The organism is Pseudomonas sp. GV047, from assembly GCF_003058245.1.
Lineage (GTDB): Bacteria > Pseudomonadota > Gammaproteobacteria > Pseudomonadales > Pseudomonadaceae > Aquipseudomonas > Aquipseudomonas marginalis.
On record NZ_QCWA01000014.1, the window covers coordinates 1 to 25472 of the forward strand.

General features: G+C 60.8%; 23 protein-coding genes and 1 pseudogene. 6 read left to right on the forward strand and 18 right to left on the reverse strand.

All coding sequences use genetic code 11. The features are described 5' to 3' along the window. Window positions 1-1295 (reverse strand): annotated as a pseudogene (locus C8K58_RS27025) (type IV secretion protein Rhs); the annotation flags it as partial. A 333-nt stretch (window positions 1296-1628) separates the two neighbouring features. On the opposite strand from C8K58_RS27025, the gene C8K58_RS27030 reads away from it, so the two are divergent. After that, a complete protein-coding gene (locus C8K58_RS27030; protein WP_027603170.1) occupies window positions 1629-2714 on the forward strand; it encodes a DUF1615 domain-containing protein in 1086 nt (361 codons plus the stop codon). Here the strand turns inward: C8K58_RS27030 and C8K58_RS27035 are convergent, their stop codons facing one another. The 4 genes from C8K58_RS27035 to C8K58_RS27050 all read right to left on the reverse strand — a co-directional run bounded on the left by C8K58_RS27035 (window position 2715) and on the right by C8K58_RS27050 (window position 6473). Next, window positions 2715-3509: a DUF4349 domain-containing protein gene (locus C8K58_RS27035; RefSeq protein WP_108574643.1), complete on the reverse strand. Its 795-nt coding sequence runs from the start codon at window positions 3507-3509 to the stop codon at window positions 2715-2717. A gap of 378 nt (window positions 3510-3887) precedes the next feature. Further along, window positions 3888-5069 (reverse strand): acetyl-CoA C-acetyltransferase, encoded by a 1182-nt coding sequence (locus C8K58_RS27040; protein ID WP_108574644.1) that lies wholly within the window; start codon window positions 5067-5069, stop codon window positions 3888-3890. 11 nt (window positions 5070-5080) lie between these two features. Next, a complete protein-coding gene (locus C8K58_RS27045) occupies window positions 5081-5740 on the reverse strand; it encodes a CoA transferase subunit B (protein ID WP_027603173.1) in 660 nt (219 codons plus the stop codon). A 34-nt stretch (window positions 5741-5774) separates the two neighbouring features. Further along, window positions 5775-6473 carry a CoA transferase subunit A gene (locus C8K58_RS27050; protein WP_098479930.1) on the reverse strand — a complete coding sequence of 233 codons (699 nt, stop codon included), beginning with the start codon at window positions 6471-6473 and terminating at the stop codon, window positions 5775-5777. A gap of 133 nt (window positions 6474-6606) precedes the next feature. Between C8K58_RS27050 and C8K58_RS27055 the strand changes: the two genes are divergently transcribed. Next, entirely contained in the window at window positions 6607-7512 is a 906-nt protein-coding gene (locus C8K58_RS27055) for a LysR family transcriptional regulator (RefSeq protein ID WP_027603175.1), read from the forward strand. 62 nt (window positions 7513-7574) lie between these two features. On the opposite strand, the gene C8K58_RS27060 is transcribed toward C8K58_RS27055, so the two are convergent. The 6 genes from C8K58_RS27060 to C8K58_RS27085 form a co-directional block, all read right to left on the reverse strand. After that, window positions 7575-7904 (reverse strand): hypothetical protein, encoded by a 330-nt coding sequence (locus C8K58_RS27060; protein WP_025854475.1) that lies wholly within the window; start codon window positions 7902-7904, stop codon window positions 7575-7577. Between the two features lie 464 nt (window positions 7905-8368). After that, complete coding sequence (locus C8K58_RS27065; RefSeq protein WP_098479929.1) at window positions 8369-9232, reverse strand: NAD-dependent protein deacetylase; 864 nt, start codon at window positions 9230-9232, stop codon at window positions 8369-8371. Between the two features lie 8 nt (window positions 9233-9240). Beyond that, window positions 9241-9681 carry a CBS domain-containing protein gene (locus tag C8K58_RS27070; RefSeq protein WP_027603177.1) on the reverse strand — a complete coding sequence of 147 codons (441 nt, stop codon included), beginning with the start codon at window positions 9679-9681 and terminating at the stop codon, window positions 9241-9243. 119 nt (window positions 9682-9800) lie between these two features. Then, the gene (locus C8K58_RS27075; RefSeq protein WP_108574712.1) at window positions 9801-11750 is read right to left on the reverse strand and encodes a DNA topoisomerase III; all 1950 of its coding nucleotides are present in this window, start codon (window positions 11748-11750) and stop codon (window positions 9801-9803) included. A gap of 229 nt (window positions 11751-11979) precedes the next feature. Then, the gene (locus C8K58_RS27080) at window positions 11980-13602 is read right to left on the reverse strand and encodes an MFS transporter (protein WP_027603179.1); all 1623 of its coding nucleotides are present in this window, start codon (window positions 13600-13602) and stop codon (window positions 11980-11982) included. Window positions 13603-13667: 65 nt separating this feature from the next. Next, a complete protein-coding gene (locus tag C8K58_RS27085) occupies window positions 13668-15314 on the reverse strand; it encodes a GMC family oxidoreductase (protein ID WP_098479928.1) in 1647 nt (548 codons plus the stop codon). Between the two features lie 128 nt (window positions 15315-15442). Between C8K58_RS27085 and C8K58_RS27090 the strand changes: the two genes are divergently transcribed. Continuing rightward, the gene (locus C8K58_RS27090) at window positions 15443-16339 is read left to right on the forward strand and encodes a LysR family transcriptional regulator (RefSeq protein WP_027603181.1); all 897 of its coding nucleotides are present in this window, start codon (window positions 15443-15445) and stop codon (window positions 16337-16339) included. Between the two features lie 39 nt (window positions 16340-16378). Here the strand turns inward: C8K58_RS27090 and C8K58_RS27095 are convergent, their stop codons facing one another. Genes C8K58_RS27095 through C8K58_RS27105 form a run of 3 tightly spaced genes read right to left on the reverse strand, consistent with a single transcriptional unit; the run spans window position 16379 to window position 19406 of the window. Continuing rightward, the gene (locus tag C8K58_RS27095; protein WP_098479926.1) at window positions 16379-17476 is read right to left on the reverse strand and encodes a DNA alkylation repair protein; all 1098 of its coding nucleotides are present in this window, start codon (window positions 17474-17476) and stop codon (window positions 16379-16381) included. Window positions 17477-17490: 14 nt separating this feature from the next. Beyond that, window positions 17491-18837 carry a glutamine synthetase family protein gene (locus C8K58_RS27100; RefSeq protein ID WP_108574645.1) on the reverse strand — a complete coding sequence of 449 codons (1347 nt, stop codon included), beginning with the start codon at window positions 18835-18837 and terminating at the stop codon, window positions 17491-17493. 11 nt (window positions 18838-18848) lie between these two features. Beyond that, window positions 18849-19406, reverse strand: a complete 558-nt coding sequence (locus C8K58_RS27105; RefSeq protein WP_065905559.1) for a helix-turn-helix domain-containing protein — start codon at window positions 19404-19406, stop codon at window positions 18849-18851. 220 nt (window positions 19407-19626) lie between these two features. On the opposite strand from C8K58_RS27105, the gene C8K58_RS27110 reads away from it, so the two are divergent. Then, entirely contained in the window at window positions 19627-19935 is a 309-nt protein-coding gene (locus tag C8K58_RS27110) for an RcnB family protein (RefSeq protein WP_027603185.1), read from the forward strand. 76 nt (window positions 19936-20011) lie between these two features. Further along, window positions 20012-21205, forward strand: a complete 1194-nt coding sequence (locus C8K58_RS27115) for an MFS transporter (protein WP_027603186.1) — start codon at window positions 20012-20014, stop codon at window positions 21203-21205. Here C8K58_RS27115 and C8K58_RS27120 read toward each other — a convergent pair. Next, window positions 21168-21440: a DUF1652 domain-containing protein gene (locus tag C8K58_RS27120; RefSeq protein ID WP_027603187.1), complete on the reverse strand. Its 273-nt coding sequence runs from the start codon at window positions 21438-21440 to the stop codon at window positions 21168-21170. The two genes, C8K58_RS27115 and C8K58_RS27120, sit on opposite strands and share 38 nt — an antisense overlap. A 131-nt stretch (window positions 21441-21571) precedes the next feature. Next, a complete protein-coding gene (locus C8K58_RS27125) occupies window positions 21572-23068 on the reverse strand; it encodes a PAS domain S-box protein (protein ID WP_108574646.1) in 1497 nt (498 codons plus the stop codon). 22 nt (window positions 23069-23090) lie between these two features. Here C8K58_RS27125 and C8K58_RS27130 point away from each other — a divergent pair, with 22 nt between their 5' ends. Next, a complete protein-coding gene (locus C8K58_RS27130; protein WP_133822152.1) occupies window positions 23091-23312 on the forward strand; it encodes a hypothetical protein in 222 nt (73 codons plus the stop codon). A gap of 51 nt (window positions 23313-23363) precedes the next feature. Here C8K58_RS27130 and C8K58_RS27135 read toward each other — a convergent pair whose 3' ends face one another. Together C8K58_RS27135 and C8K58_RS27140 are read right to left on the reverse strand one after the other, a co-directional pair. After that, the gene (locus C8K58_RS27135) at window positions 23364-24533 is read right to left on the reverse strand and encodes a hypothetical protein (protein ID WP_169899763.1); all 1170 of its coding nucleotides are present in this window, start codon (window positions 24531-24533) and stop codon (window positions 23364-23366) included. A 14-nt stretch (window positions 24534-24547) separates the two neighbouring features. Continuing rightward, window positions 24548-25435, reverse strand: a complete 888-nt coding sequence (locus tag C8K58_RS27140; RefSeq protein ID WP_108574647.1) for a nitrilase family protein — start codon at window positions 25433-25435, stop codon at window positions 24548-24550. Window positions 25436-25472 lie beyond the last annotated feature (37 nt).

Below are 25472 nucleotides of genomic sequence, written 5' to 3' on the forward strand. Positions count from 1 at the left end.
GTGCCGTCGGTGAGGGTGAGCAATTCCTCCCCGGTAACCATCGACACGGGGCAGCCGTTGGTGACGGTCTTATCCGAAGGGGCCGCCGCATCCCCATTCGGGTTTTTCCCTGAAACCGGCACATCATCGACAGGCTCCTGGCGGACCAACACCGTCTGCTGAGTTTTCCTGCGAGCCGCCGACACCGGGTTCGAAACCACATGCTCCCCCGCCTTCAACGGCGCAATCGGTACGGTCTTGATCGACGTCGCCGGGCCACCGAGCAGCAAAGGTTTCACCGCTTCGACATGCGGCGCCAACCCCGGCTCTACAAGCTGCCTGGCCAGCAACTCCAACAACTCCCGCGCGCGCTTGGATTTGATAGCGCTCAGCACTTGAGCCCCCAGCCGCGCCACCACCCCCATCGCACCCAATACACGAATCAACAGCAGATTGATCAGGACCTCGCCAGTGATCTCACCCCACAGTTCATTCATCTGCGGCGGTGGCAGCAGGCGCATCCAACTGACCATCGCCGACAGGTAGATAAACAACAGCGGCTCATCGCTGAGCACCAGCAAACCGTTGGCAATCGTGTCGTTGCCGAGCTTCAGCAGTTCATCGAGTTCGGCCTGGGAGAGGTAGGCCAACAGCTTTTCGCTGTTGGGCTTGAGGTCCGCCAGCAGGTCAGACAACTGCGTAACGTTGTCCCACACATTGAAGAGGGCTTTTCCAAGGCCGCTGAAAAACGCTGCTTCCAGCATTCGGCGCCGATCGAGGGGCTTGGCTTCGGCATAGTCTTTCCACTCATCCTGGAAAGTGCGGGCCCACTCTTCACGCAGGCGCGCCTCCAACCCCGCGATCACCGACTGATAAGACCCATACAGCGCCTTGACGTGATCCCTGGAAACGTTGGGGTAGAAACTGATTCGGTACGGCTGGTTGCGATCACACTCGGTGATTTCGAGAAGGCCGCTGGGGCCGATGGTCTTGTGGATCGGCTCGCCCAACGGGCCGCCATTGGGATCGACGCGCTGCAGCATCACCGGCGTGTCGCCGATGGGCACGAAGCGCGTGCTTTGGAACATATGCACCAGCGTCAGGGTGCCATTGGCCGGGCACGTGGCGACGGTGCTGCTGGGAATGATTGAGCGATTGATCGGCGCAACCAGCGCCACCTCATCGCCGACCTTGAAGACCTGCTCGACCTCCAGCGCCGAGAAGCGCCAGAAACTTTGCGCCCAGTCATCGAACGTATTCAGGCATTCGCGAAAGTCACGGAAGACGCTTTCAACGTCGACCGTCTTCACATCCATCGGGGTCAGGGCCAGCCAGCCAATGGCCGGGTTCAAGAGGCCGCCCCTTCAACCAGGGCTTTAACGAAAACAACCATCTGCAATCCCTCGCACTGTGTATTCAGGCGAGGGACTTTGCAGCGGTTTTCAGGCAGGGGCTGTAGAGCTTATCTTGCCGTTACGTGGGAGCTTTCAGCGGCTATCGTCCCTTTTTTGGCGACGTATCAAAAAGCCTTCAGCGCTGCGCGAACGCCAGGTTCAACCCTGGCTGGCGAGAAGGTGAGTTGGCGAACCCGCGTTAGACTTACCGGTCCATATCCGCAACGCCTGGCCCATCGTCCTCAAGGAAGCCCCATGTCCCCACGCTGCCTGATCCTCTGCCTCACCTCATTGGTGGTGCTGGCCGGCTGTTCCACGTCACGCGGTCCGCAGCAACCAGCGCGCAGCGAAGCCGAGGTGAAGGCCGAGATCGTGCGTTTGCTCCCGGCGAAGGTTCCAGACCGCAACGGCTGGGCCCAGGACATCTACACCGCCTTTGACACTCAAAAGATCTACCCCAGTACCGAGAATATTTGTGCCGTATTGGCGGTGACCGAGCAGGAATCCACCTATCAGGTCGACCCGCCCGTGCCCAACATGGGCAAGATCGCCCAGGATGAAATCCTGCGCCGTGCCGCCAAGGTGCATGTGCCCGCTTTTGTGGTGCGCAGCGCCCTGCAGCTGCGCTCGCCCACCGGCAAGTCCTATGCCGACCGTTTGAGTGCCGCGCGCACGGAGAAGGACCTGAGTGGCATCTTCGATGACTTCATCAGCGTGGTGCCCCTGGGCAACACCCTGTTTGGCGGTTTCAATCCGGTGCACACCGCCGGTCCCATGCAGGTCAGTATCGACTTCGCCCAGAAACAGGCGCGGGGTTATCCCTACACGGTGGATGGCACGATTCGTCGGGAAGTCTTCACCCGGCGCGGCGGCATGTACTTCGGTATCGCCCATTTGCTCGGCTATCCGGTGAGCTATGACCAGCCGTTGTATCGCTTTGCCGACTTCAATGCGGGGTGGTACGCCAGCCGTAATGCGGCGTTCCAGGCGGCGGTCAGCCGCGCGTCGGGCACTGAGTTGGCGCTGGACGGGGATTTGATTCGCTACGGCTCATTGCTGCCCGGCACCACCGAACTGGCGGTGCGCTCATTGGGCGCGAAGCTGGACATGCGCAATCCCAGTATTCGCAGCCAGCTGGAACAGGGCGAACAGCTGGATTTTGAAGACACCACCCTCTACAAACGCGTGTTTGCCCTGGCCGACCAGGCTGCCGGCAAGCCGATGCCCCGTGCGATCCTGCCGGGCATCGTGCTCAAAAGCCCGAAGATCACCCGCAACCTGACCACGGCGTGGTTTGCCAAGCGCGTGGATGAGCGGTACCAGCGCTGCATGAAGCGCTGATCAACTGCGGCGCCGGACAAATGTGCGCCACAGCCACACCCACAACCACACCACCGGAAACGCCAGGATCACGAACGGCAGCACATAGCTGGCGCGTTCCAGGGCGTCTGCGGTGCCGTCCACCAGGTTGGTCCCCAGGTTGCTGAACATCCGGCTGAAGCGTGACGGTTGGTTGGCGCCGTCGGCAGAGCGGAAGTTGAGGGTGACGCGGTTGGTATCCAGGCGACGCTGCTGGCCGGCGGCGACCTGGGCGAGTTCCTGCAGTTCGTTTTCAATGCCTGCCTGCTCCTTGCTCAAGGCAATCAGGTCGCTGACGCTGATGTCCTTGCGCTTGGCCAGTTCATCGAGGCGCTGTTGCTGGGCTTGCAGGCGATCCTGGCGGCGACGTACATCGGCGACCGCGTCGGCCAGGTCTTCGGCGGTGGTGATGCGCTGGCCGAGTTTGCCGCCTTCAGCGGCCATGGCGACCATCGGTTCGACCCCGGTGGGCGCGATCCGCAGGATGATCTCGCCGCCGTTGCTGTCTTCGGTGATGCCAAGGATATTGCACGCGCCAAACCGCGCCGACTCACAGGCCTCGCGGGTGGCCTGCATGCGCGGCGCGAGCAGGGCGCCGGGCAGGGCCAGGGTCAGTTCGTGCTCATAGGCCAGTTGCGCACCGGCCCGGCCTTGTTCGCCATTGATCACCGTGGCGCGGGAGTGGTCCTTGGGTGAACAGCCGACCAGGGCCAGGCCGGCCAGCAGGATCAACAGGGGCGCGCGAAGCGATTGAGGGGTGCCGTCCGGATGGCGCATTGCAGTTCCTTGAGGTGTGCGGGGGACATTGGCGGCGATTAAAGCGGGTCCGGCGAATTAACGCAAAGTATCGTGCAGGATTTGCAAGGCTGATGGTGGTCGCGGAGTGGATTACCGTGCGCCTAAAGAAGAACGCGGTGTATCAGACACTCTGTAGAGGCTGGTTTTGGGGCTGCTTCGCAGCCCAACGCGGGACAAGCCCGCTCGCCACAACAGCGCTTTCTGCCGGGGGAGGCAGCGTTTAGACAAAGTTGTGTAGATACCTATGCTCATCGGGGGCAAGCCCCCACACATTTGGACTGTGTTTGTTCAGGGAAACCGCATAAAGAAAAGGCCTGGCTTTTCGTGGAGCCGGGCCTTTTCCGTGTTGCTCGTTTATCAGCTGCGCTCGAGGGCCAGGGCTACGCCTTGGCCGCCACCGATGCACAGGGTCGCCAGGCCTTTCCTGGCATCGCGCCTGATCATTTCATGCAGCAGGGTGACCAGCACGCGGCAGCCTGACGCGCCGATGGGGTGGCCGATGGCGATGGCGCCGCCGTTGACATTGACCTTGTCCGCATCCCACTTCAGCTCTTTGCCTACCGCCAGGGATTGCGCGGCAAAGGCTTCGTTGGCTTCGATCAGGTCCAGGTCGCCCAGGCTCCAACCGGCTTTATCCAGGCAACGGCGGGTGGCCGAGACCGGGCCGATGCCCATGATCGCTGGGTCGACGCCCGCGTTGGCGTAGCTGGCGATACGGGCCAATACCGGCAAGCCGAGGGCCTTGGCCTTGTCGGCACTCATCAGCAGCACCGCAGCGGCGCCGTCATTCAGGCTGGAAGCATTACCGGCGGTGACGCTGCCGTCTTTCTTGAACGCCGGCTTGAGCTTGGCCAGGGATTCGGCGGTGGTGCCGGCGCGAGGTTGCTCATCGACGGCGAAGGCAATCGGGTCGCCCTTGCGCTGGGGAATCAGGATCGGCGTGATCTCATCGATAAAACGCCCGGCCTCGATGGCGGCGGTGGCTTTCTGCTGGGAGGCGGCGGCGAAAGCATCCTGGGCTTCACGGCTGATACCGTATTTGTCCACGAGGTTCTCGGCGGTGATGCCCATGTGATAGTCGTTGAACGCATCCCACAGGCCGTCGGTGATCATGCTGTCGATCATCTTGGCGTGGCCCATGCGCAAGCCCGTGCGCGCAGCAGGCAGTACGTAGGGTGCCAGGCTCATGTTCTCCATGCCGCCGGCGATGATGACCTCGGCGTCACCGCAACGGATGGCCTGGGCGCCCAGGTGCAGGGCTTTCAGGCCCGAGCCGCAGACTTTGTTCAGGGTCAGGCTCGGCACGGCGTGGGGCAGGCCGGCGAGGATCGAGGCCTGGCGTGCGGGGTTCTGGCCGGAACCCGCGGTGAGTACCTGGCCGAGGATGACTTCATCCACTTCGGCCGGGTCCAGGCCGGTCTGCTCCAGCAGGCGACGGATCACGGCGGCGCCCAGCTCCGGTGCCGGAATGGTGGCCAGTGAACCTTGAAAGCTGCCCACGGCGGTGCGGGTGGCAGCAACAATCACGACGTCTTGCATGGAATCTGTCCTCACTGGAAGTGCATTTCTGGAACGTGGTCCGGGACGATCAGTTTACCGGCGGTCTTGCTCACAATCTCTTCAACGCTGACGCCAGGTGCGCGTTCCTTGAGGACAAAAGCGCCATTTTCGATTTCCAGGTACGCCAGGTCCGTCAGTACGCGCTTGATGCAATTGGCGCCGGTCAGCGGCAGGCTGCATTGGCTGAGCAACTTGGACTCACCGTCCTTGGAGGCGTGGGTCATGATCACGATGATGTTTTCTGCACCGGCCACCAGGTCCATGGCGCCGCCCATGCCTTTGACCAGTTTGCCGGGGATCATCCACGAGGCGATGTTGCCGTGTACGTCCACTTCAAAGGCGCCGAGCACGGTGAGGTCGACGTGGCCGCCGCGAATCATCGCGAAGGATTCGGCGGAGGAGAAGATCGAGGCGCCGATGCGCGCCGTCACAGTCTGTTTGCCGGCGTTGATCATGTCGGCATCGATGGTGTCTTCGGTAGGAAACGGACCCATGCCGAGCAGGCCGTTTTCCGACTGCAGCATGACTTCCATGCCTTCGGGGATGTAGTTGGCCACCAGGGTCGGAATGCCGATGCCCAGGTTGACGTAGAAACCGTCCTGCATTTCGCGGGCGACGCGTTGAGCCATTTGTTCGCGGGTAAGAGCCATTTTATGAGTCCTTATTGTTCGGGCTGGAGGCGGATTATTTGCGCACGGTGCGCTGTTCGATGCGCTTCTCGAACGTGCCGCAGATGATCCGGTCGACGTAGATGCCAGGGGTGTGGATCTGCGCCGGGTCCAGCTCGCCCGGTTCGACGATTTCCTCGACCTCGACCACGGTGATCCTGCCGGCGGTGGCGGCCAGCGGGTTGAAGTTCTGGGCGGTGTGGCGATAGATGACGTTGCCGAAGTGGTCGGCTTTCCAACCTTTGACGATGGCGAAGTCGCCGGTGATGGATTCTTCCATCAGGTACGGGCGACCGTTGAATTCGCGGATTTCCTTGCCTTCGGCCACCGGAGTACCGACGCCGGTGGCGGTGAAGAAGGCGGGGATACCGGCGCCGCCTGCGCGCATTTTTTCCGCCAGGGTGCCTTGGGGGGTGAGGACCACTTCGATTTCGCCGCTGAGCAACTGCTTCTCGAACAGGGCGTTTTCACCGACGTAGGAAGCGATCACCTTGCTGATCTGCTTTTCTTCCAGCAGCACACCCAGGCCAAAGCCGTCGACGCCGCAGTTATTGGAAACCACGGTGAGGTCACGGGTGCCTTTGCGCTTGATCTCATTGATGAGGTTTTCCGGAATGCCGCACAGGCCGAAACCACCGGAGAGCACGGTCATGCCGTCTTCCAGGCCTGCCAGTGCTTCCTCGTAGGACGCCACGCGTTTATCGAAACCTGCCATATGCACCTCTTTTATTGTTTGTGGGCCAGCCAATGAATCGAGTGTTGCGCCGACGGATTGATTTGTTAAGTTGTTTTTTAAGGTTGATTGATTTAGAAAACAGCATAGTCAACCCGCCGCCCGGAGTAGCGCCATGACCGTTAAACAGATGCGTGCCTTTCTGGCCGTGGCCCAAAGCCTGAGTTTTGCCGCCGCCTGCGAGCGCCTGCACCTCTCTCAATCGGCGTTGAGCCTGACCATCAAAGGCTTGGAGGAAGGGCTGGGCGGGCGCTTGTTCAGCCGCAATACGCGCAACGTGGCGCTCACGCCCGAGGGCGAATCCCTGCTGCCCCTGGCCCGTCGGCTGATGGCCGATTGGGACAATGCCGAGGACGAGCTGCGTCAGCTGTTCACCCTGCAACGCGGGCGGGTGACCGTGGCGGCGATGCCGTCGTTTGCCGGCAACCTGCTGCCGCCGATCCTGAAGATATTCCGCGCACGTTACCCCCAGGTGAACGTGACGGTGCATGACTTGATCAACGAGCAAGTGCTGGAGATGGTTCGCGACCGCCATGTGGAACTGGGCGTGGCGTTTGAACCCTCGGAAGGCTCGTCGCTGGCCTTTACACCGTTGTACCTGGACCGCTTCATTGCGGTGGTGCCCGGTGATTCACTGCTGGCACAGTGTGCCGAGGTCGACTGGAAAACCTTGCTGGAGCACCCGTTCATTACGTTGCAGCGGCCTTCCACGGTGCGGGTGATGCTGGAGGAGCACCTGGGGGCCTTGAAGATGAAGCTGCCGGTGGCCTTGGAGAGCCATCAATTGGCAACCGTGGGCAAGATGGTCGCCAGCGGCCTGGGTGTCAGCGCCGTACCGGCCTTGTGTGCGCAGCAGATGCAGGAGGCGGGGGCGCATTGCATCACCTTGACCGATCCGGTGATCGAGCGGCCGATTGGTGTGCTGACCAAGCCTGGGCATGAACTGTCAGCGGCGGCGCAGGTGTTGTTTGATATTTTTCGGGATGAGGCGGGAAAGGGCAGGTTTCCGGCGGTGTTATAAAACAGGTATTAAAAAGCCCGCTCGAATAGACCAGCGGGCTTAAATTTAAAGGTGCACTGTTATCAGCAGTATCTATCAATCACTTTAACTTGCGATTGGCCTTTGAGGTTCTGCCATTCGGTATTAAGTGTGTGGAATACTTGCTCGATAAAGTTGCGATCGGCCGCGGCCTTCTTGCCGACATAACCCTGGCCACGGCGGTACATCTTCAGGCGCGCCGCCAGTTCACGGTTATTGCGGTCGAACTCGGCTTCTTCAGTGTGGGGCGCCAGGCAGTCGATTTGCACTTCGCCCGATTTGCCAATCCACAGGATATGGTCGTCGAGTGTGTCTTTCTGCGCTGCGAACATCTCAGCCAATTCATCGATAGTTGGTTGGTTGTTCAGATTCATGTGTAAGCCCCTTGACCAGTTGGCGATCTATCAGTTGATTCCGTTAAAACTGCTTAGTTGTCTCCGGCTTGGAAAACCGGGCGTCAGTGACGGTCTGCCGAATACGGGCAGGGTCTTGAACCTGATGCATGTAGTCTTGCTGATGAACTGCTACGCAATGGTTTCATAACGAAGACAAGCCGCATTTGAGCGCCTTGTACCGATCCTTTCGGGTCGGTCAGCTTCATCAATCTGCCTTGTGGGCAGTGCACATCCGGAAAAAACAGCTCGGCGGTCAGACGAGCTTGTTCAAAACGCTTGTTACCAACGCTCCCGATCCGGGAGACGTCTAGATCATGCAAGGACAAAAAGGTTACGTCAACGCTTATGTAGTGATTATTTTTGATCACTACATAATTCGTCGTGGCTATGGGGAGATACGGCAAATGCGTGACTCGAGCGTCATTTTTTGCGCTGGACGGTCGCTATGGCTGAGGAGGGGTTGACTGCAGGCGGTCTGCCAACAAGGGCAGAAGCTGTTCGCACGAGGTTTCGATCTTTACCTGCAACAACTCATCACCCCGGGTCTTGCCCAGGTTGATGGCGATCACCGGCTTGCCCTGTTCGACCATTGCCTTGCACAGGCGAAATGCGGAGTAAGCCATCAGCGATGAACCTACCACCAGCAGCCCCTCGGCATGCGCTACCGCCGCCATCGCCCTGGCCGCCGTCGCCGGTGCGACGTTCTCGCCAAAAAACACCACGTCCGGTTTCAGTCGCTCACCCTGGCAATGGGGGCAGCGGGGGACCTGGAAGCGCTCTTCAAACGCGGGGTCGAGCAAGGTGTCACCATCAGGCGCCTGTACCGCATGGACTTGCGCCAGGTACGGGTTATCGATTTCCATCTGGCGCTGGATCAGGTCGCGCGTGCTGTGCAACTGGCAATCCAGGCACAGCACCCGGTGCAGGCTGCCGTGCAATTCGATCACGTCATGGCTGCCGGCCTGGTCATGCAAGGTGTCGACGTTTTGCGTGATCAGGCCGCTGATGTGCTGGCGTTGTTGCAAGGTCGCCAGTGCCCGGTGAGCGTTGTTCGGCTGGGCGATACGTACCCTCGGCCACCCCAGCATCGCCCGTGCCCAATAGCGCCGCCGCGCCTGGGCAGTGGCGAGGAACTCCTGGTACATCATCGGCGCCTTGCCCCGGCGCACGCCTTCGCTGTCGCGGTAGTCGGGGATTCCCGACGACGTGCTGATGCCCGCACCGGTCAATACCAGGAAGCGCCGTTCGGCCATGGCGCGGTGCAGGGTGTCGAGGTGGTCCTGTTGATGTTCCTGGGTGTCGAGCATGGGGTCCCCTATTCGCCGCGGATGTACTGCTCCAACTGCTTGATCAGGTCTGCCTGTTCGGCGATGGCTTCCTTGACCAGGTCACCGATGGAGAGCAGGCCCAGCAGTTTGCCGTCTTCGACCACCGGCAGGTGGCGCAGGTGACTGTCGGTCATGATGTTCATGCACGCTTCGACACTTTTATGGGTATCGACGGTGATCACCGGCGAGCTCATGACCTCATGGACCTTTGTAGTGACCGACGATAGGCCCTTGAGCATTATTTTGCGTGCGTAATCGCGTTCGCTGATGATCCCCACCACCGTGCCTTCCTTGACCACCGGCAAGGCGCCGACGTTTTTCTCCGACATCCGCACCAGCGCCTCAAACACAGTGTGGTCCCATTGGATGGTGTGGACGTCCTGGTTTTTCTGGTCCTTGGCTTTGAGCAATTGTGCGACGGTTTTCATGGCGGCCACTCCGGTGTTGTTGTTATCCCCTACAGAATCCTAGACGGCACTCGCCGGGGCAAGGTCCAATGCGGCGTTAAACCCGTCGAAAAACGTCATTCGCCGGTTTTTTTCGCCTTTCACCCGGTTTTTTTCGGTTTCCTGGCGCGCTCTGGGCCAGTGGCGGTCTTGCGAGGGGCCGACTTGCGCTTCTTTTTCCACGGCGCAGCACCTCGGCCCGGCGGGCTGGCCGGCCCGCTGATGGTCATGCGCATGCCGTTGCAACGGGCCACTTGCTTGCTCATCCACGCCGCCTGCTTGGCGACGAATTCTTCCAGGCTCATCTCACCGCTTTGCACCATGTCCAGCGCTTGCTCCCAGATCGCGGTGGTGCCGGGGTCGGCAATGGCGCGGGGCACCGCGTCGATCAGGCTGAAGGCTGCCGGGGTGGCCGACAGCGCCTTGCCGTTCTTCACCAGGTAACCGCGGTCGAGCAGGCCCTGGATAATCCCGGCGCGGGTGGCTTCGGTGCCGATGCCGGTGGTGTCCTTGAGCTTTTGCTTGAGCAGCGGGTCTTCCACCAGTTTGGCGACGTTTTTCATCGCCTTGATCAGGTCACCTTCGGTAAAGGGCTTGGGTGGTTGGGTCCACAGGTCCTTGAGGTTGACCTTGGCCACCGCGTAATCCTGGCCCTGCACCAGTGTCGGCAAGGCCTGGGGTGCCGGTGCTTCACGGCCCTTCGCCGGAGCCAGGGCTTCGGGCAAGGCACGTTTCCAGCCTGGTTCGATCACCACTTTGCCCACCGCACGCAACGCCTGGCCCGCACAGTCGAAATCCGCCTGGGTGCGATCGTATTCATGGTTGGGCAGGAACTGCGCCAGGTAACGCGCGCGAATCAAGGTGTAGACCGCACGGTGCTTGCCGTTGAGTTGGCCGACGTCCTTGCCGGCGCCGGTGGGAATGATGCCGTGGTGCGCGCTGACCTTGGCATCGTTCCAGGCCCGTGAGCGGCGTTGGGGATCGATATGCGGCATCAGCTCATGGACTGCCGCATCCCCACGGCCCAATGCGGCGAGAATCTTCGGCGCCTCGCTGTGCTGGCTCAATGGCAGGTAACCACAGTCACTGCGGGGGTAGGTGATGACCTTGTGGGTTTCGTAGAGGGATTGGGCGATATCCAGGGTTTCCTGGGCGCCGAGGCCGAGTTTCTTCGAGCAGATCTCCTGCAGGGTGCCGAGGTCGAAGGGCAGGGGGGCCACCTCGCGCATGCGTTCGGTGCGCAGCTTGATCAGGCGTGCGCCGGCGGCGTTGGTCATGGCGTCGGCAGCGTCCCGGGCCAGCTGCGGGTCAAGGCAGCGGCCCTGGTCGTCACAGGCATCTTCAGTCGCGCGCCATTGTGCGGTAAACGTCATGGATTGGTGGCGCAGGTCCACATCAATGGCCCAGTACGCCACGGGCACGAAGTCGGCGATGCTGCGGTCGCGGTCCACCACCAGGCGCAAGGTCGGTGTTTGCACCCGGCCCACCGGCAGCACGCCCTGATAGCCGGATTGACGCCCCAGCAGGGTAAACAGGCGACTCATGTTCATGCCGATCAGCCAGTCGGCGCGGGAGCGGCCCAGGGCCGAGTGGTACAGGCTGAAGGTTTCGGCGCCGGGCTTGAGCGCCGCCAGGGCCTTGCGGATGGAGGCATCGTCCAGCGCCGACAGCCACAGCCGCTGGATCGGCCCGCGATAGCGGCAATGCTCGACCAGTTCGCGGGCGATCATCTCGCCTTCACGGTCGGCGTCGGTGGCGATCACCAGTTCCTGGGCTTCCCCCAGCAGGCGCTTGACGGCCTTGAACTGGCTGGCGGTCTTGGGCTTGACCAGCATCTTCCATTTTTCCGGGACGATCGGCAGGTCGGCCAGCACCCAGCGTTTGTATTTGGCGTCGTAGGCGTCGGGTGGGGCGGTTTCCAGCAGGTGGCCGATGCACCAGGTGACGGTGACCCCATTGCCCAACCAGCAACCGTCGCCACGGCGACCGGCGCCGAGCACGGCCGCAATGTCCTTGGCCTGGGAGGGTTTTTCACAGAGGTACAGCCGCATGGTCATCACATCAGATCGGGTTGATGCTTTGCAGGATGCTCAGTCAGAGGAATTTGAGCAACTATTATCTGTATGGATGTACAGCAATTCGTGTAAGCGTTGCGGAAATAAATGTGGGAGGGGGCTTGCTCCCGATAGCGCCATATCAGTCAACGCAACTGTGACTGAACCACCGCTATCGGGAGCAAGCCCCCTCCCACAAGGGATCTCCTGTGTTCAGGCGATCGGTTTAATTGTTGTCGAGATCCACATGCCGCGTTTCTTTAAGGCAAAACAATCCGACAATCAGGCTCACCCCCGTCACCACCACCGGGTACCACAAGCCATAGAAGATATCCCCGGTGTACACCACCAGCGCAAACGACACGGTCGGCAGGAACCCGCCAAACCAGCCGTTACCGATGTGGTAGGGCAGGGACATCGAGGTGTAGCGAATACGCGTTGGAAACAGTTCCACCATCAGCGCCGCCAGCGGGCCGTAGCACATGGCGGCGATCAGGATCAGCACCACGATCAGCACCACCACCATGACCTTGTTGACCTGGGCCACATCCGCAGAAGTCGGGTAGCCGGCCAGGGCCACTGCACCGCGCAGCGCTGCCTCGTCGAAGCCGTCGATGCGCACTTCACCCACGCTGACCTGCACCGGGCTGCCAGCTGGGGCGGCGGCACTGCTGTAGGGCAGGCCTTGCTTGACCAGGAAGGTCTTGACCTTGTCGCACGGGCTGTCAAATTTTGCCTTGCCTACCGGATCGAACTGGAAAGTACAGGTGGCCGGGTCGGCCAGCACGGTGATCGGTGCCTGGCGGCTGGCCTGGTCCATCGCCGGGTTGGTGTAGTGTGCCAGGCCTTTGAAGATCGGGAAGTACAGCGCAGTGGCCAGCAGCAAGCCAAGCATCAGCACCGGCTTGCGACCCACCTTGTCGGACAGCCAGCCAAAGAAGATAAAGAACGGCGCGCCGATCACCACGCTGATAATCAGCAGCATGTTGGCCAGGGCAGGGTCCATCCGCAGGAACTGCGTGAGGAAGAACAACACGTAAAACTGCGCCGCGTAGAAGGTCACCGCCTGGCCGCCGTTGATGCTGAACAAGGCGATCAACACGACCTTGAGGTTTTCCCACTTGCCGAAGGATTCACGGATGGGCGCCTTGCTGGCCTTGCCTTCCTCTTTCATCTTCAGGAACGCCGGCGATTCATGCAGGCTCATGCGGATCCACGTCGAGATGCCCAGCAGCACGATGGAGAACAGGAACGGTATACGCCAGCCCCAGACTTCGAACTGATCGCCGGTGAAGTACCGGCATGCCAGCACCACCAGCAACGACAGCAGCAAACCGAGGGTCGCGGTGGATTGAATCCAGCTGGTGTTGAGGCCGCGTTTGCCGGCCGGCGCATGCTCGGCCACATAGGTGGCCGCACCGCCGTACTCGCCGCCCAATGCCAGGCCTTGCAGCATGCGCAGCACGATCAGGATGATCGGCGCCGCGATGCCGATGCTGGCGTAGGTTGGCAGCAGGCCGACGCAGAAGGTCGCCACGCCCATCAGGATGATGGTCACCAGGAACGTGTACTTGCGCCCGATCATGTCGCCCAGGCGGCCGAACACCAGCGCGCCGAACGGGCGCACCACAAAGCCGGCCGCGAAGGCCATCAAGGCAAAGATAAACGCCGTGGTGTCGTTGACCCCGGCAAAGAACTGCTTGCTGATTACCGCCGCCAGGGCGCCGTAGAGGAAAAAGTCATACCACTCGAACACCGTCCCTAGGGACGAGGCGAAGATGACTTTTCTTGATTCGTTACCGGTGCTCGCGTTGGTGGCCGAGCCCAGGGTTTGAGCATGTTCTGACATCGGGAAGCCCTCACAGTGATTATTTATTGTTGTTCCACTGTCGGCGCCAGGTTTGGCGCCGCTATTCAGATTGCATGAACCAGTTCTTTCTCCGGGGCGAGACTCCTTGTGTTCGGCGAAAGGATCAGCTGCGCGGCTTTTTCCGCGATCATCAGCGTCGGTGAACAGGTATTGCCGGAGGTAATGCGCGGCATGACCGAGGCATCGGCGATACGCAGGCCGGGCACGCCATGCACGCGCAACTGGGCGTCGACCACCGCGTCTTTATCGCTTCCCATGCGACAGGTGCCGACCGGATGGAAGATCGTCGTGCCGATACGCGCGGCGGCTTCGTGCAGTTGTTCTTCGGTTTGCAGCGAATCACCCGGCAGGTATTCCACCGGCTTGAACTGGCTCAGGGCCGGTGCGGCGACGATGCGTCGGGTCAGGCGAATCGCGTCGGCGGCCACCCGCAGGTCCTCCGGGTGGCTGAGGTAGTTGGGGCGGATCAGCGGCGCATCCGCCGGGTTGGCCGAGCGGATATCGATGCGGCCACGGCTTTGCGGGCGCAGGTCGCAGACCGAGGCGGTAAACGCCGGGAACCCATGCAGCGGTTCGCCAAAGCGCTCCAGGGACAGCGGCTGTACATGGTATTCAAGGTTGGCCGAGGTCTGTTCCGGGCCCGAGCGGGCAAACGCGCCGAGCTGGCTGGGCGCCATCGACAGCGGTCCGCTGCGGTCGTACAGGTAGCGCAGGCCCATGCCCATCTTGCCCCATACGGTACCGGCGATCTGGTTCAGGGTGCGGGCGTTTTCCAGCTTGTAGATCAGCCGCAATTGCAGATGATCCTGCAAGTTGCCGCCGACCCCTGGCAGTTCATGCAGCACATCGATGCCCAACGGCTTGAGCACGCTGGACGGGCCGATGCCCGAGCGTTGCAGGATGCCCGGCGAGCCCACGGAGCCGGCGCACAGTACGATTTCCTTGCGCGCCTTCCAGCTCACTGGCTGGCCGTTTTGACGCCCGATCACGGTCGAGGCGCGGCCGTTTTCCAGGACCACGCGGTCTACCTCGACCTCGGTCAGCACGGTGAGATTGGGACGCTGGCGAATCGGCTTGAGAAACGCCTTGGCCGCGTTCCAGCGCACCCCGGCCTTCTGGTTGACCTGGAAGTAGCCGCAGCCTTCGTTATCGCCTTGATTGAAGTCGCTGATACTGGAGATGCCGCTTTGCGCTGCCGCCTCACGAAACGCATCGAGGATCGGCCAGGACAGCCGTTGCTGCTCAACCCGCCATTCGCCGCCATCGCTGTGGAATTCCGAGCTGCCGGCAAAGTGGTTTTCGCTCTGCTTGAACAGCGGCAGCACGTCTTTCCAGGCCCAGCCATCGTTGCCTGCCGCCGCCCAGCCATCGTAGTCCTGGGCCTGGCCGCGCATGTAGATCATGCCATTGATGGACGAGCAGCCGCCGAGCACCTTGCCCCGAGGGTAGCTCAGCGCACGGCCTTGCAGGCCTTCCTGGGCTTCGGTCTTGAAGCACCAGTCGGTGCGCGGGTTGCCGATGCAGAACAGGTAGCCGACGGGGATATGGATCCAGGGGTAGTTGTCGCGGCCACCGGCTTCAAGCAGCAGCACGCGGTGGGCGGGGTTGGCGGACAGTCGATTGGCGAGCAGGCAGCCTGCGGGGCCGGCGCCTACTACCACATAATCGTATTCAGCAGCTGCAATGGGCATCTGAGGTCTCGCTTGTTTTTCTTATTGGCTCCATCCTAGTTGTTAGTTTTCGTCTTAAAAATGTTAGTTTTTACCCAGCTGCTGTGCGTTTTTAAACAGCGCTGTCCAGGCCATGCAATGGAGGCGACATGTTCGACTGGAATGACCTGCGGTATTTTCTGGAGTTGCAGCGCAGCGGCCGCCTGCTCACCGCCGCGCAGCGCCTGAAAACCACGCATGCCACGGTGGCCCGGCATATCGAAGCCATCGAGAAGAGCCTCGGCACCGCGCTGTTCGTGCAGCACGCCCAGGGCTACGAACTGACCCCCGCCGGCGAAGCCCTGCTCAAACACGCCGAGGCCATGGAAAACGTCGCGCTGCTGGCCGAGGACGAATTGACCCACGCCGCTGCGCCCCTGGGCAAGATCCGCCTCGGGGTGGCCGAAGGGTTGGGGGTGATGTTCCTTGCCGGCCGCATGGGCGGGCTGTTCGAACGTTATCCCGGCCTGGAAGTGGAACTGCTTGCCGTGCCGCGTTTCGTCAGCATCCTCAACCGCGAGGCGGAAATCAGCATCCACCTCGAACGCCCCAGCGTCGATCAACTGGTCACGCGCAAACTCACCGATTACCGCCTGGCGCTCTACGCCAGCCGTGCCTACCTGGCGCGCACCCCTCCGATAGAAAAACGCGAAGATCTCGCGGCCCATTCATGGATCGATTATGTCGACGACCTGCTGTTCAGCCAGGAGCTGAAGTTCCTCAGCAGTTTCTGCCGTAACCCCAAGGTGGTGTTCCACAGCACCAGCGTCATCGCCCAACACCAGGCCGCACGCTCCGGATTGGGGATTGCGGTGTTGCCGTGCTTTATGGCGTCGGGCGACCCGCAGTTGGTGCCGTTGCTGCCGGGGGAGGGGATCCAGCGCAGCTACTGGATCAGCTCGCGCCGGGAGTTGCACAAGTCGGTGCGGTTGCGGGTGCTGTGGGACTACGTGGTGGAATTGTGCGCGCGGGAGCAGCCACTGTTGCTGGGCGAATCCAACGGATGAAACCCTTCCATAGTGATCTGCGGTGTTGGTTGAATCGGGTTAATCCCTCAATTCGAATTCGGCACTGCCCAATCGCTCTCCATTTACCAGCACATGCACCGCATGCCTGCCGGGATAGTGCTTGCGTGTGGTCAACGTGCGAATATGCTGCTCGCGGCGGAGGTTCTGTCGTTCACCCGCGCCCAGCGTAAACGCCTTGAGCTTGAACACCTTGGCCGCGCTGTGACCGGCGCTTTTGACGTAATCGATGGCGTAGTCGACCACCAGTTTTTGCGCCGTGGCGGCGGTGGATTCCAGGCTGAATGACAGGGTGATCCGCTCGCCCAGGGTGATCACCGCCGGCGTCACGCTCAGGTGATGGAGCTTCACCTCGGCCTTGGCGCCTGCGCCCATGATCGTCAGCGCGCGGGTGTTGCCCTGCTTGATCAGGCTGCGCAGCGCATGGCGGGCGATCCAGGCGGTGTGCGGGTTATCCAGGTTCCAGCCTTCGATCAGGCTGAGCACCCAATCCGGGTGGTCCTTGGTGATGTCGTTGAGGTGGTTGGCCACGGATTTACGTACGTAGAGGCTGCTGTCGGCCTTGAGGTTGTCGAGGATCGGCGCACACAGTTCGGGGTTGGCCTGCACCTTGGCCAGGCGAAACGACCACGGCAAGCGCGGACGCGAGCCTTCGCTGGCGAGGCGGCGTACGTGATCGTTTTCATCCAGCGACCAGGTTTGCATGACCGCCAGGGTGCGTTCGAAGTCGTGGAGCAAGAAGGGTCTTATGGCGAACTCAGCCGAGCCGAAGGGGGTGAAGTATTTGAGCGCGGCCATGGAGCGCGTGAAGTCAGCCAGGCCGTAGCTCGCCACGTAGTGCGGCAGGCACAGGCTGACAAACCCGCTGTTCAGGCGCGGCGCCAGGGCGTAGAGCAGCTTGAGGGTCTGGGCATAGTCCAGCGGGATCACCGCGTGCAGGCTTTCGCTGACCCGCGCCACACGCTGCATTACCGATAATTCGGCGAGCCCGGCCTTGGCGTGCTGGAGAAACCCCTTGGCGTCGAACGCCGGGTACACCGCTGTCATCTCGCTGGCGATGTGTTGCAGGCGTTCGAGGTTGAAGATGTCCTTGAGGGCCGGGGCGCTTTGGTCGGTCATCGGTTATTCCGTCGTTAGAGAAACCAGCGGTATTCCCGCGCATGGATCTCTTGTTGAAAGGCCAGGTGATCCTGGCGTTTGTTCTCGCAGTACACGTCGACAAATTCGGCGCCCAGCTTATCGCGCACTACCGGCTGATGCTGCATGGCGCGCACGGCATCGAGCATTTCCACAGGGAAATCGGTGCCGCTGCTGCGGTCCTCGTTCAGTGGCGCGATAGGTTCTTGCCTGGCTTCAAGACCATGTTCAAGGCCGACCAGGATTGCCGCCAGCACCAGATACGGATTGGCGTCGGCACTGGCCAAGCGATGCTCGATCCTCAGGTTGCGCGGGTCTGACTCGGGGATGCGCACGCACGCATCGCGGTCTTCAAACCCCCAGCAGGCGCGGGTGGCCGCGTTGACCGTACCCCCCAGGCGGCGGAAGGCATTGTGGTTGGGCGAGAAGATCGGCATGCAGTGGGGCAGCAATTCCAGGCAACCGGCCACGGCGTGGCGCAGGGGTTGCTGCTGGTGCGCCGCGAGCAGGTTGTTACCCGCGCCGTCATACAGGCTGACATGCACATGCATGCCGCTGCCGGGAAATTGCAGGTAAGGCTTGGCCATGAAGCTGGCGCGGTAGCCGTGCTTGAGCGCCACGCCGCGGGTGCTGCGGCAGAACAGGGCCGCCCAGTCGGCGGCGCGCAGGCCCTCGTCGAGGTGGCCGAAATTGATCTCGAACTGGCCGGGGCCGAGTTCGGCGGTGATCACTGTGATGTCGATGCCCTGGTCCTTGGCGGTCTGCGCCATGTCGTCCAGCACCTCGCTGAAGCGCGACAGCCGTTCGATATGCAGGTTGGGCTGGTCGTCGGTGTCATCGCTGAGCGGGTCGCGGGCGAATTGCGGCAGGCCGTTGTCGAGTTTTTTGTCGAACAGGTAGAACTCCAGTTCGAAGGCCACCACCGGGTGAATGCCTTTGTGGTGCAGGCGCTCCAGCACCTTGGCCAGGACTTCGCGAGGTTCGAATTCGATCGGCGCCTCGGTGCCGTCCGAGGTGATCAACATCTGTCCCAGCGGCTGCGACTCCCAGCTCACCGGCTTGAGCGTGCCCGGTACCAGGCGGCGGTTGGCGTCCGGGTCGCCATCGTGGAAGCAGTAGTCGCCGATCTTGAACAGCCCGCCCTGAACCCCCAGCAGCACGGCGTTCTGCGGCAGCTTCAAGGGGCTGCCGGCGGCGACCTTTTCCAGCATCTCGATGGGGTAGCGCTTGCCGTAGAAATGCCCGGGGATGTCCAGGGCGATCAGGTCGACATAGCGCACGTCGGGATGGTTCTGGCGAAAGGTCCGTACTTCGGCCAGTAACGTGGAGGCTTGGCTTTTCACGGGTGTTGCTCCTAGTTGTAAACCCACAGCACGCGGGCGGGCAGGTCGGTGAGGTTGGCGTAGCGGCAGTGGGCGAAACTGGCCAGGTGGAAGCTGTCACCGGGGCCGAGGGTGACCGAATCGGCCTCGCCCTCTACCCACAGCGTCAATTCGCCTTCCAGTACAAATCCGGCCTGCTCGGCGCGGTCGCTCATGGTCTGTTCACCGCTGTTGGCGCCGGGTGCCAGCAGGCTGTCGAGCATCGAGAAGGCGCCATTCATGCTGGGGGACACCAGGATGTCGGTGATGCCGTTGGCGTAGTACACCGTACGACGTTCGTTGGGGCGGGTGACCCAGCTCACGGCCTTGGGTTTGGACAGGCTGTAGAAATAGGTGGTGGGCACGTCGAGGGCATGGCTGATGGCGGTGAGATCCGCCACGGTCGGACGCGACAAACCTCGTTCCACCTGGGACAGGAAGCCTACCGAACGCTCGATCTTCTGTGCGAGTTGGGCGAGGGTGAGTTTCTTGTGCTTGCGCAGGTCGTGGATCAGGATCGCCAGGGCGTCGAGTTCTTCTTGCTGGTTCATGAAATTTATATCTAATAATTTCATGAAAAATTACAGGATTAATTTCATAAGGGCAATGGGGGCACGCGTAAGTCCGCTCACCACAGGGAGATTTGTCAGGGTTCTGAAAAGTTGTGTAGATACCTATGCTCATCACAGGGGATCAAGGTTCAGCAGGCTGAATGATTTCATGCGCCTGCGGTCGGAACCTGGGTACGCATCATTCATTGAAGGAGCACCCATGAAGTCCAAAACCCTCGCTGCCTGTGTCCTGGTCGCCGCCAGCCTGTCCACCGCCAGCTTTGTCGTGCAGGCCGGCGATACCCCCCAGGAAACCGTGCAGCCTTCGAACATCAATACCCGTGATTTGAAAGAAGGCGACCGTGCCCCGGACATCCTGATGCGCAAGGAGTCGGCGGTCAGCGACTGGAAGAAACGCGGTCTCAAGCAGCCTGAAGCCGACAGCCAGTGGGCCCGTGTGGGCGACAGGTTCGTGCTGCTCAAAACCACCAACGGCACCATCCTGGAGATCACGCCCGTCAAGAAATGACCCGCGTTTTTTTTCGGCTCTTGCGGTAAGGTAACCGGCCATCAAGACCGTGTTACCTTCAAAGAAAGAGAGCAGGATGCTTGCCACAATAAGAAACTACCCCCGCGCCGTGAACCTGCTGTTGTCCGCCACGTTGCTGCTGACGCTTGCCAAAGCGATTACCTTTCCCTACCTGGTGATCTACCTCACCCGCCAATTTGCCCTCGACATCACCCAGGTTGGGCTGGTGATCGGCAGCTCGTTGATCCTTGGCTCGCTGCTCAGCGTATATGGCGGTTTTCTGGTCGACCGCATCAACAGTTATCGGCTGTTGCTGGGGTTGAGCGTGCTGTTTGGGCTGGGGTTTATCGGTACGGTGCTGGCGCAGAACATCTGGGCGTTCTACAGCTGCCTGATCCTGATCAACCTGGCCTACGCGGTCATCGATATTGCGGTAAAGGCCGGTTTTGCCAGCTTGCTGCCGGAAGATGCACGCAGCGAAGTGTTTTCCATCAAGTACACCCTGACCAATATCGGCTATGCCGCGGGGCCGTTCTTTGGGGCGATGGTGGCCAAGCTGGACATCAGTCTGCCGTTCATCTTGTCGGCGCTGTTGGGGGCGGGGTTTTTCCTGCTGTACTGGCGTTGGGGCGATCGCACCCTGGCGACCATCGATGTGACGCAAAAGCCGGTGCCGTTCCTGGCCGTCGGCCGCGTGCTGCTGCGTGACCATCGCCTGGTGTGCTTCACCCTTGGAGGTGTGCTCAGCGCCGTGGTGTTCGGCCAGTTCACCGCCTACCTCTCGCAGTACCTGGTCACCACCACCAGTGCTGAATACACCTACACCGTCATCAGCGCCGTGCTCACCACCAACGCCGTGCTGGTGATCGCCTTGCAGTACGTGATTGGTCGACGTATTTCCCACCGTTACCTCAGCCAATGGCTGATCGCCGGCCTGGGCATGTTCATGCTGGGCTTGATTGGTTTTGCGCTGTCCACCAGCGTGCTGTGGTGGGTGCTGGCGATGGCGGTATTTACCGTGGGGGAAATCATCGTGTTTCCGGCCGAATACATGTTTATCGACCGGATCGCCCCGGACCACCTGCGGGGCATGTACTACGGGGCGCAGAACCTGTCCAACCTGGGGGCGGCGCTGGGGCCGGTGTTGTGCGGGCTGGTGCTGGCCAGCCTGCCGGCCCACTACATGTTCTACATGCTGGGGGCGTTCATCGTCGCGGGCGGGGTGTTCTATTTCATTGGTTCGTCGTTGAAGGCGCGTCTTCCAGCGTGACCTTGCCCATGTTGTTGCTTTGCAGTTCGTAGCGCAGTTCTTCCACCATCTTTTCCACGTCTTGCGGGGTCTGCAGCCGGTTGGTGCTGATCCCCGTCACCACCAGGTCCACCCGGCCGGTGTCGGCGTCGTAGACCTTGAGGGTCAGCGACGCATCCCGGCACAGGGTGAACTCGCATGTCAGCGGCGCGAGGCCTTCTTCGATGCAATTTCGCAGTTGAGAGAGCGTAAACATGTGGGTTCCTTCAAGGTGTCGTTTTACGACGGCACAGGTTGAAAGCCCTGTACTCACACCTTGAAGGTTAGGGATTGGGACTGCGCGGGATAAGGCGAATTCGCACTAGCCGCACTAGTGCATTTGCACTTTTATCGGGTTTTCTTAACCCGCAGTTCACCGGCAAACAGCCCGCGTTCACGGGCCCAGACAATCGCTGCACTACGGCTATGCACCCCCAGTTTCGAGTACACCGTGGCCACATGGTTACGCACCGTGTTGGGCGCCAATTTCAGGCGTGAGGCGATCTCCTTGTCGGCCAGGCCCTCGCAGATCAGGCCGAGTACATCGCGCTCGCGGGCGGTCAGGTCGGTGAAGGCCACGTTCGGCAGGTTGGGGCTGTTGACGCTCTTGGCATTGGCCAGTTTCTCGATCAGGGTCTGGCTGAACCAGGACGCGTCCTGCATCACTTCCTCGATGGCCGCCACCAACTCCAGCTCCGAGCGCTTGCGTTCGGTGATGTTCATCATCACCAGCAGATAGCAGGGCACATCCTCAATGATCACCGTGTCCGCCGAGACCACGCAGTCGATGACCTCGTTGCCTTTCTTGCGCACCTTGAGGTCCTGGCCATCGAGGTTGCCGGCTTTCTCCAGGGTGGCGAACAACTGGGCGGCCGCCTCCTGGCTGTCGATGAAGTTGATGTCTTCGATGGATTTACCGATCAGCTCTTCGCTGGTGTACCCGGTAATGGTCATGAACGCTTCGTTGACATCCACCACCTGGCGGTTGGCGGCGCTGCACACCAAGGTGGGCACCGGCGTCAGTCGAAACGACTTGGCGAAGCGCTCTTCACTCTGGCGCAGGGCAATCTCGGCCTTGCGGCGTGGCTCCAGGTCGGTGAAGGAAAACAGCATGCAGTCTTCCTCGTTCATGTCCAGCGGCTGGCCGGCGACAATCACCAGTTTGCTGCCGCCTCCAGGCAGTTTCAGCTCGGCCTGCATCTGCGGGATGGTCGCGCCTTCCCCCAGGCGCTGAATGGCCAGCTCCCTGCGTTCGGCATGCTCCAGCACGTCCAGTTCATACACGGAGCGGCCGATCACCTGGTCACGGGTGTAGCCGGTCATCTCCAGGAAGCCCTGGTTCACTTTGATATAGCGCAGGTCGCTCAGGCGGCAGATCACCGCCGGCGCCGGGTTGGCGTTGAAGGTTTTCTCGAAGCGCTGTTCGGCGCTGGCCCATTCGGTGGCGTCGCTGAGGATCAGCACCAGCAATTCAGGCGTGCCGTGGGAATCGCTGATGACCAGGCTGCGCAGGCGGTGCACCCAGGTTTTTTCTTCATCGGCGGTGGGCATGACCTCCACTACCACGTCACTGAATTCATCGCCTGCCGCCGCGCGGGCGAGGGGGTAATTCTCCAAGGGCAAGGGATGATTATTGCGATAGCGCAGGCTGAAGCGTTCGGCGTATTCCTGGGTATTGGCACCCAGTGCCGTGACGTCCTCCACACCGTGCATGGCCAGCGCGGCTTCATTGGCCCAGAGAATGGTCTGGTCGACTTCGGCCAGGATGATCCCGTCGGACAGCCCGGAGATAATCTGCTGCAGCTGGCGGCGGTTGGTTTCTTTGGCGAGGACATCCTGGGTCATGGTTTCTCCGGGTTTTAGACGCATGAAAGTACGACAGCCCGGTGTCAGGATAGTGCAGGGTAATTGCGCGGCGTGGGGTGCGAATGCACCAGATGGCCTGGTGCCTTTGCGCGAGGATGAGGAGTTGAAGCAACAGGCCGAGTATAAAACCCGTGAAGTGGCGCCCAAGCAGCTGTCGCGTGCGGCGTTGAGTTTCTTTGTGGGGCGAATGGCACTGACGGTGCGTCGGGTGCAATTGGGTTGATCGATTATTGTTGTGTTCAAAAGTGGTTAGGGGGGGGCCTAACCACACCTTTCAAGTTGCCAGCCAACCTACGATCGGCACAATCATCAACGTACTCAACGCCATTGAAACTACATTGCCAATGTACGGATGAAAATGGGCAGGCAGTCTCGCCGCAATTGCACAGGCCAACGGCGGTGCGATCAGTGCACCCAGCAATGCACTTGAAGTCACCACCATCCAACTGCCACCGTGGGTCAACACTGCTGCCGGTACCACAGATACCAACGGTACATAGGTGGGATACCAACCCCGTTTTATCCATTGATGGCGCCAGATCACTACGCCAAAAGCCGACGTCAGTGCCTGTGCTCCTACCATGTGCAAAAGCAGGCCGGAGCCATAAGCCGGGCTCATGGGGTTGAGGGCATAGGCAAGCAACACGCCTGCCAACAGTCCGAGACTGGCCAGCTCATTTCCAAAAAAGGGTGCTTCGGAAAAGTCCGCCAGCACTCGGCGCAGGCTCCAGAACACTCCGTAACTGGGCGGGGTAACAGGTATCGGTCGGTCTGGAGCGATAGAGTCCGAACGCACCAGCGAGGGCACCCGACGACACAGTGCAAATGCAATGACGCTTCCGATAGCCATGCCTAACACATTACCGACCACGGCTGGTAAACCCAGTGGCACACACACCAGATTGACGATCAACAAGCACAGTGGAGTAACCAGTAAAGCTCCCAGCACTGCACCATTGAGGGCGACCTTCCAACCGCTGCCAAACATGAGCACCATCGCTGCTGGCAATGAAACAAACGCCGCAAACGTAGGCTGCCAGGTTTCGGCGGTAACGCTCCAACCCCACAGGAGGTTGCTCAGCAACAGCCCGATCAACGAACTGCTCACCACCCAAGGCCACAATCCGGTGCCATAGCAAATGGAAAAGCCCTGCCAGGCTTTGCCACGTTTGTTTGCCCACCATGCCAGATAGGCACCACTCAATAGGCCCAGTGACGCGAGTTCATGCTTGTAAAAGGCAACTTCGCTTATATCCCCCACTACCCACCGCACCCACGCTACGGGTTGGGGGAGGGCCGTCACCATCTCGTTGTATCCTGGCCATGAACCTTGATGACTGGATACAACCCATACCGCGAGCAAGGTAGCGACGAGTCCCAGTACAATAACTGTGATATCCGCTCGTGAGCGGGTTGGCGTTTTCCTGGCAAACAACGTTTCCATAGATTGCCCTCCTCTCAGCGAGGCAGGGCAGGGTGCTGGGAATACCCGAGCATCTGATCATAAAGATCATTGCGACGGTCCCGTTGCAGATCATTGAGGCTGTTCCAGATCGGCGCGCTGCGGGCGCTGGTGATGTCAATGTCGGCGAACAGGATCTCCTGGCGATTGGCCGAAGCCACAGCGCCGATTGGCCAGCCATTTGTCCCTGCAATCAAGGAGCATCCGAGATAACGGGCATCCCGCTCTTCACCAATGCGGCTCGCGGCCGCGATAAATACGTTGTTCACATGTGCAGCGGTCATCGTCAGGTACGACGCCATGCACTTTCCTGCCTCATCGAACAACGGCGGGGGTGTCCATACCCAATTGTTCAAGCTGCAAATGATATCGGCGCCTTGCTGGCTCAAAATGCGCGGTACCTCCGGAAACCAGATGTCCCAGCAGATCAGCAGGCCTATACGACCGATCGGCGTTTCAAACACTGGAAAGCCAGAATTCCCCGGGGTGAACCAAAGCTTTTCCAGGTTCCATAAATGGGCTTTTCGGTATTTGCCTATGAACCCGTCGGGCCCCAGCAATACGGCTGTGTTGAACAGCTGCATACCATCGATTTCGCTAAGACCGGCGACCAGATACACCTGGTGCTTGCAGGCAAAATCGATCCATTCCCGCACACTCGGTCCGTTCGGCACTGCCTCTGCATGATCAAACGCGTCCTGGCGGCTGCTGAAGAAATAGCCGCAGTTGGAAAGCTCCGGCAGCACGATCAGATTGGCGCCGCCGTTTACTGCTTCAGTCGCCAGTAGAAGACTTTGACGCAGGTTGTCGCTTCGGTTGGCTATACCGACCTGTGGGTTGAACTGAACGACGGCGACGCGGGCTGGGCTTGTTGGTTCACTCATGGGGATGACCTCTTATTGTTATGCAACCGGGTTTTGG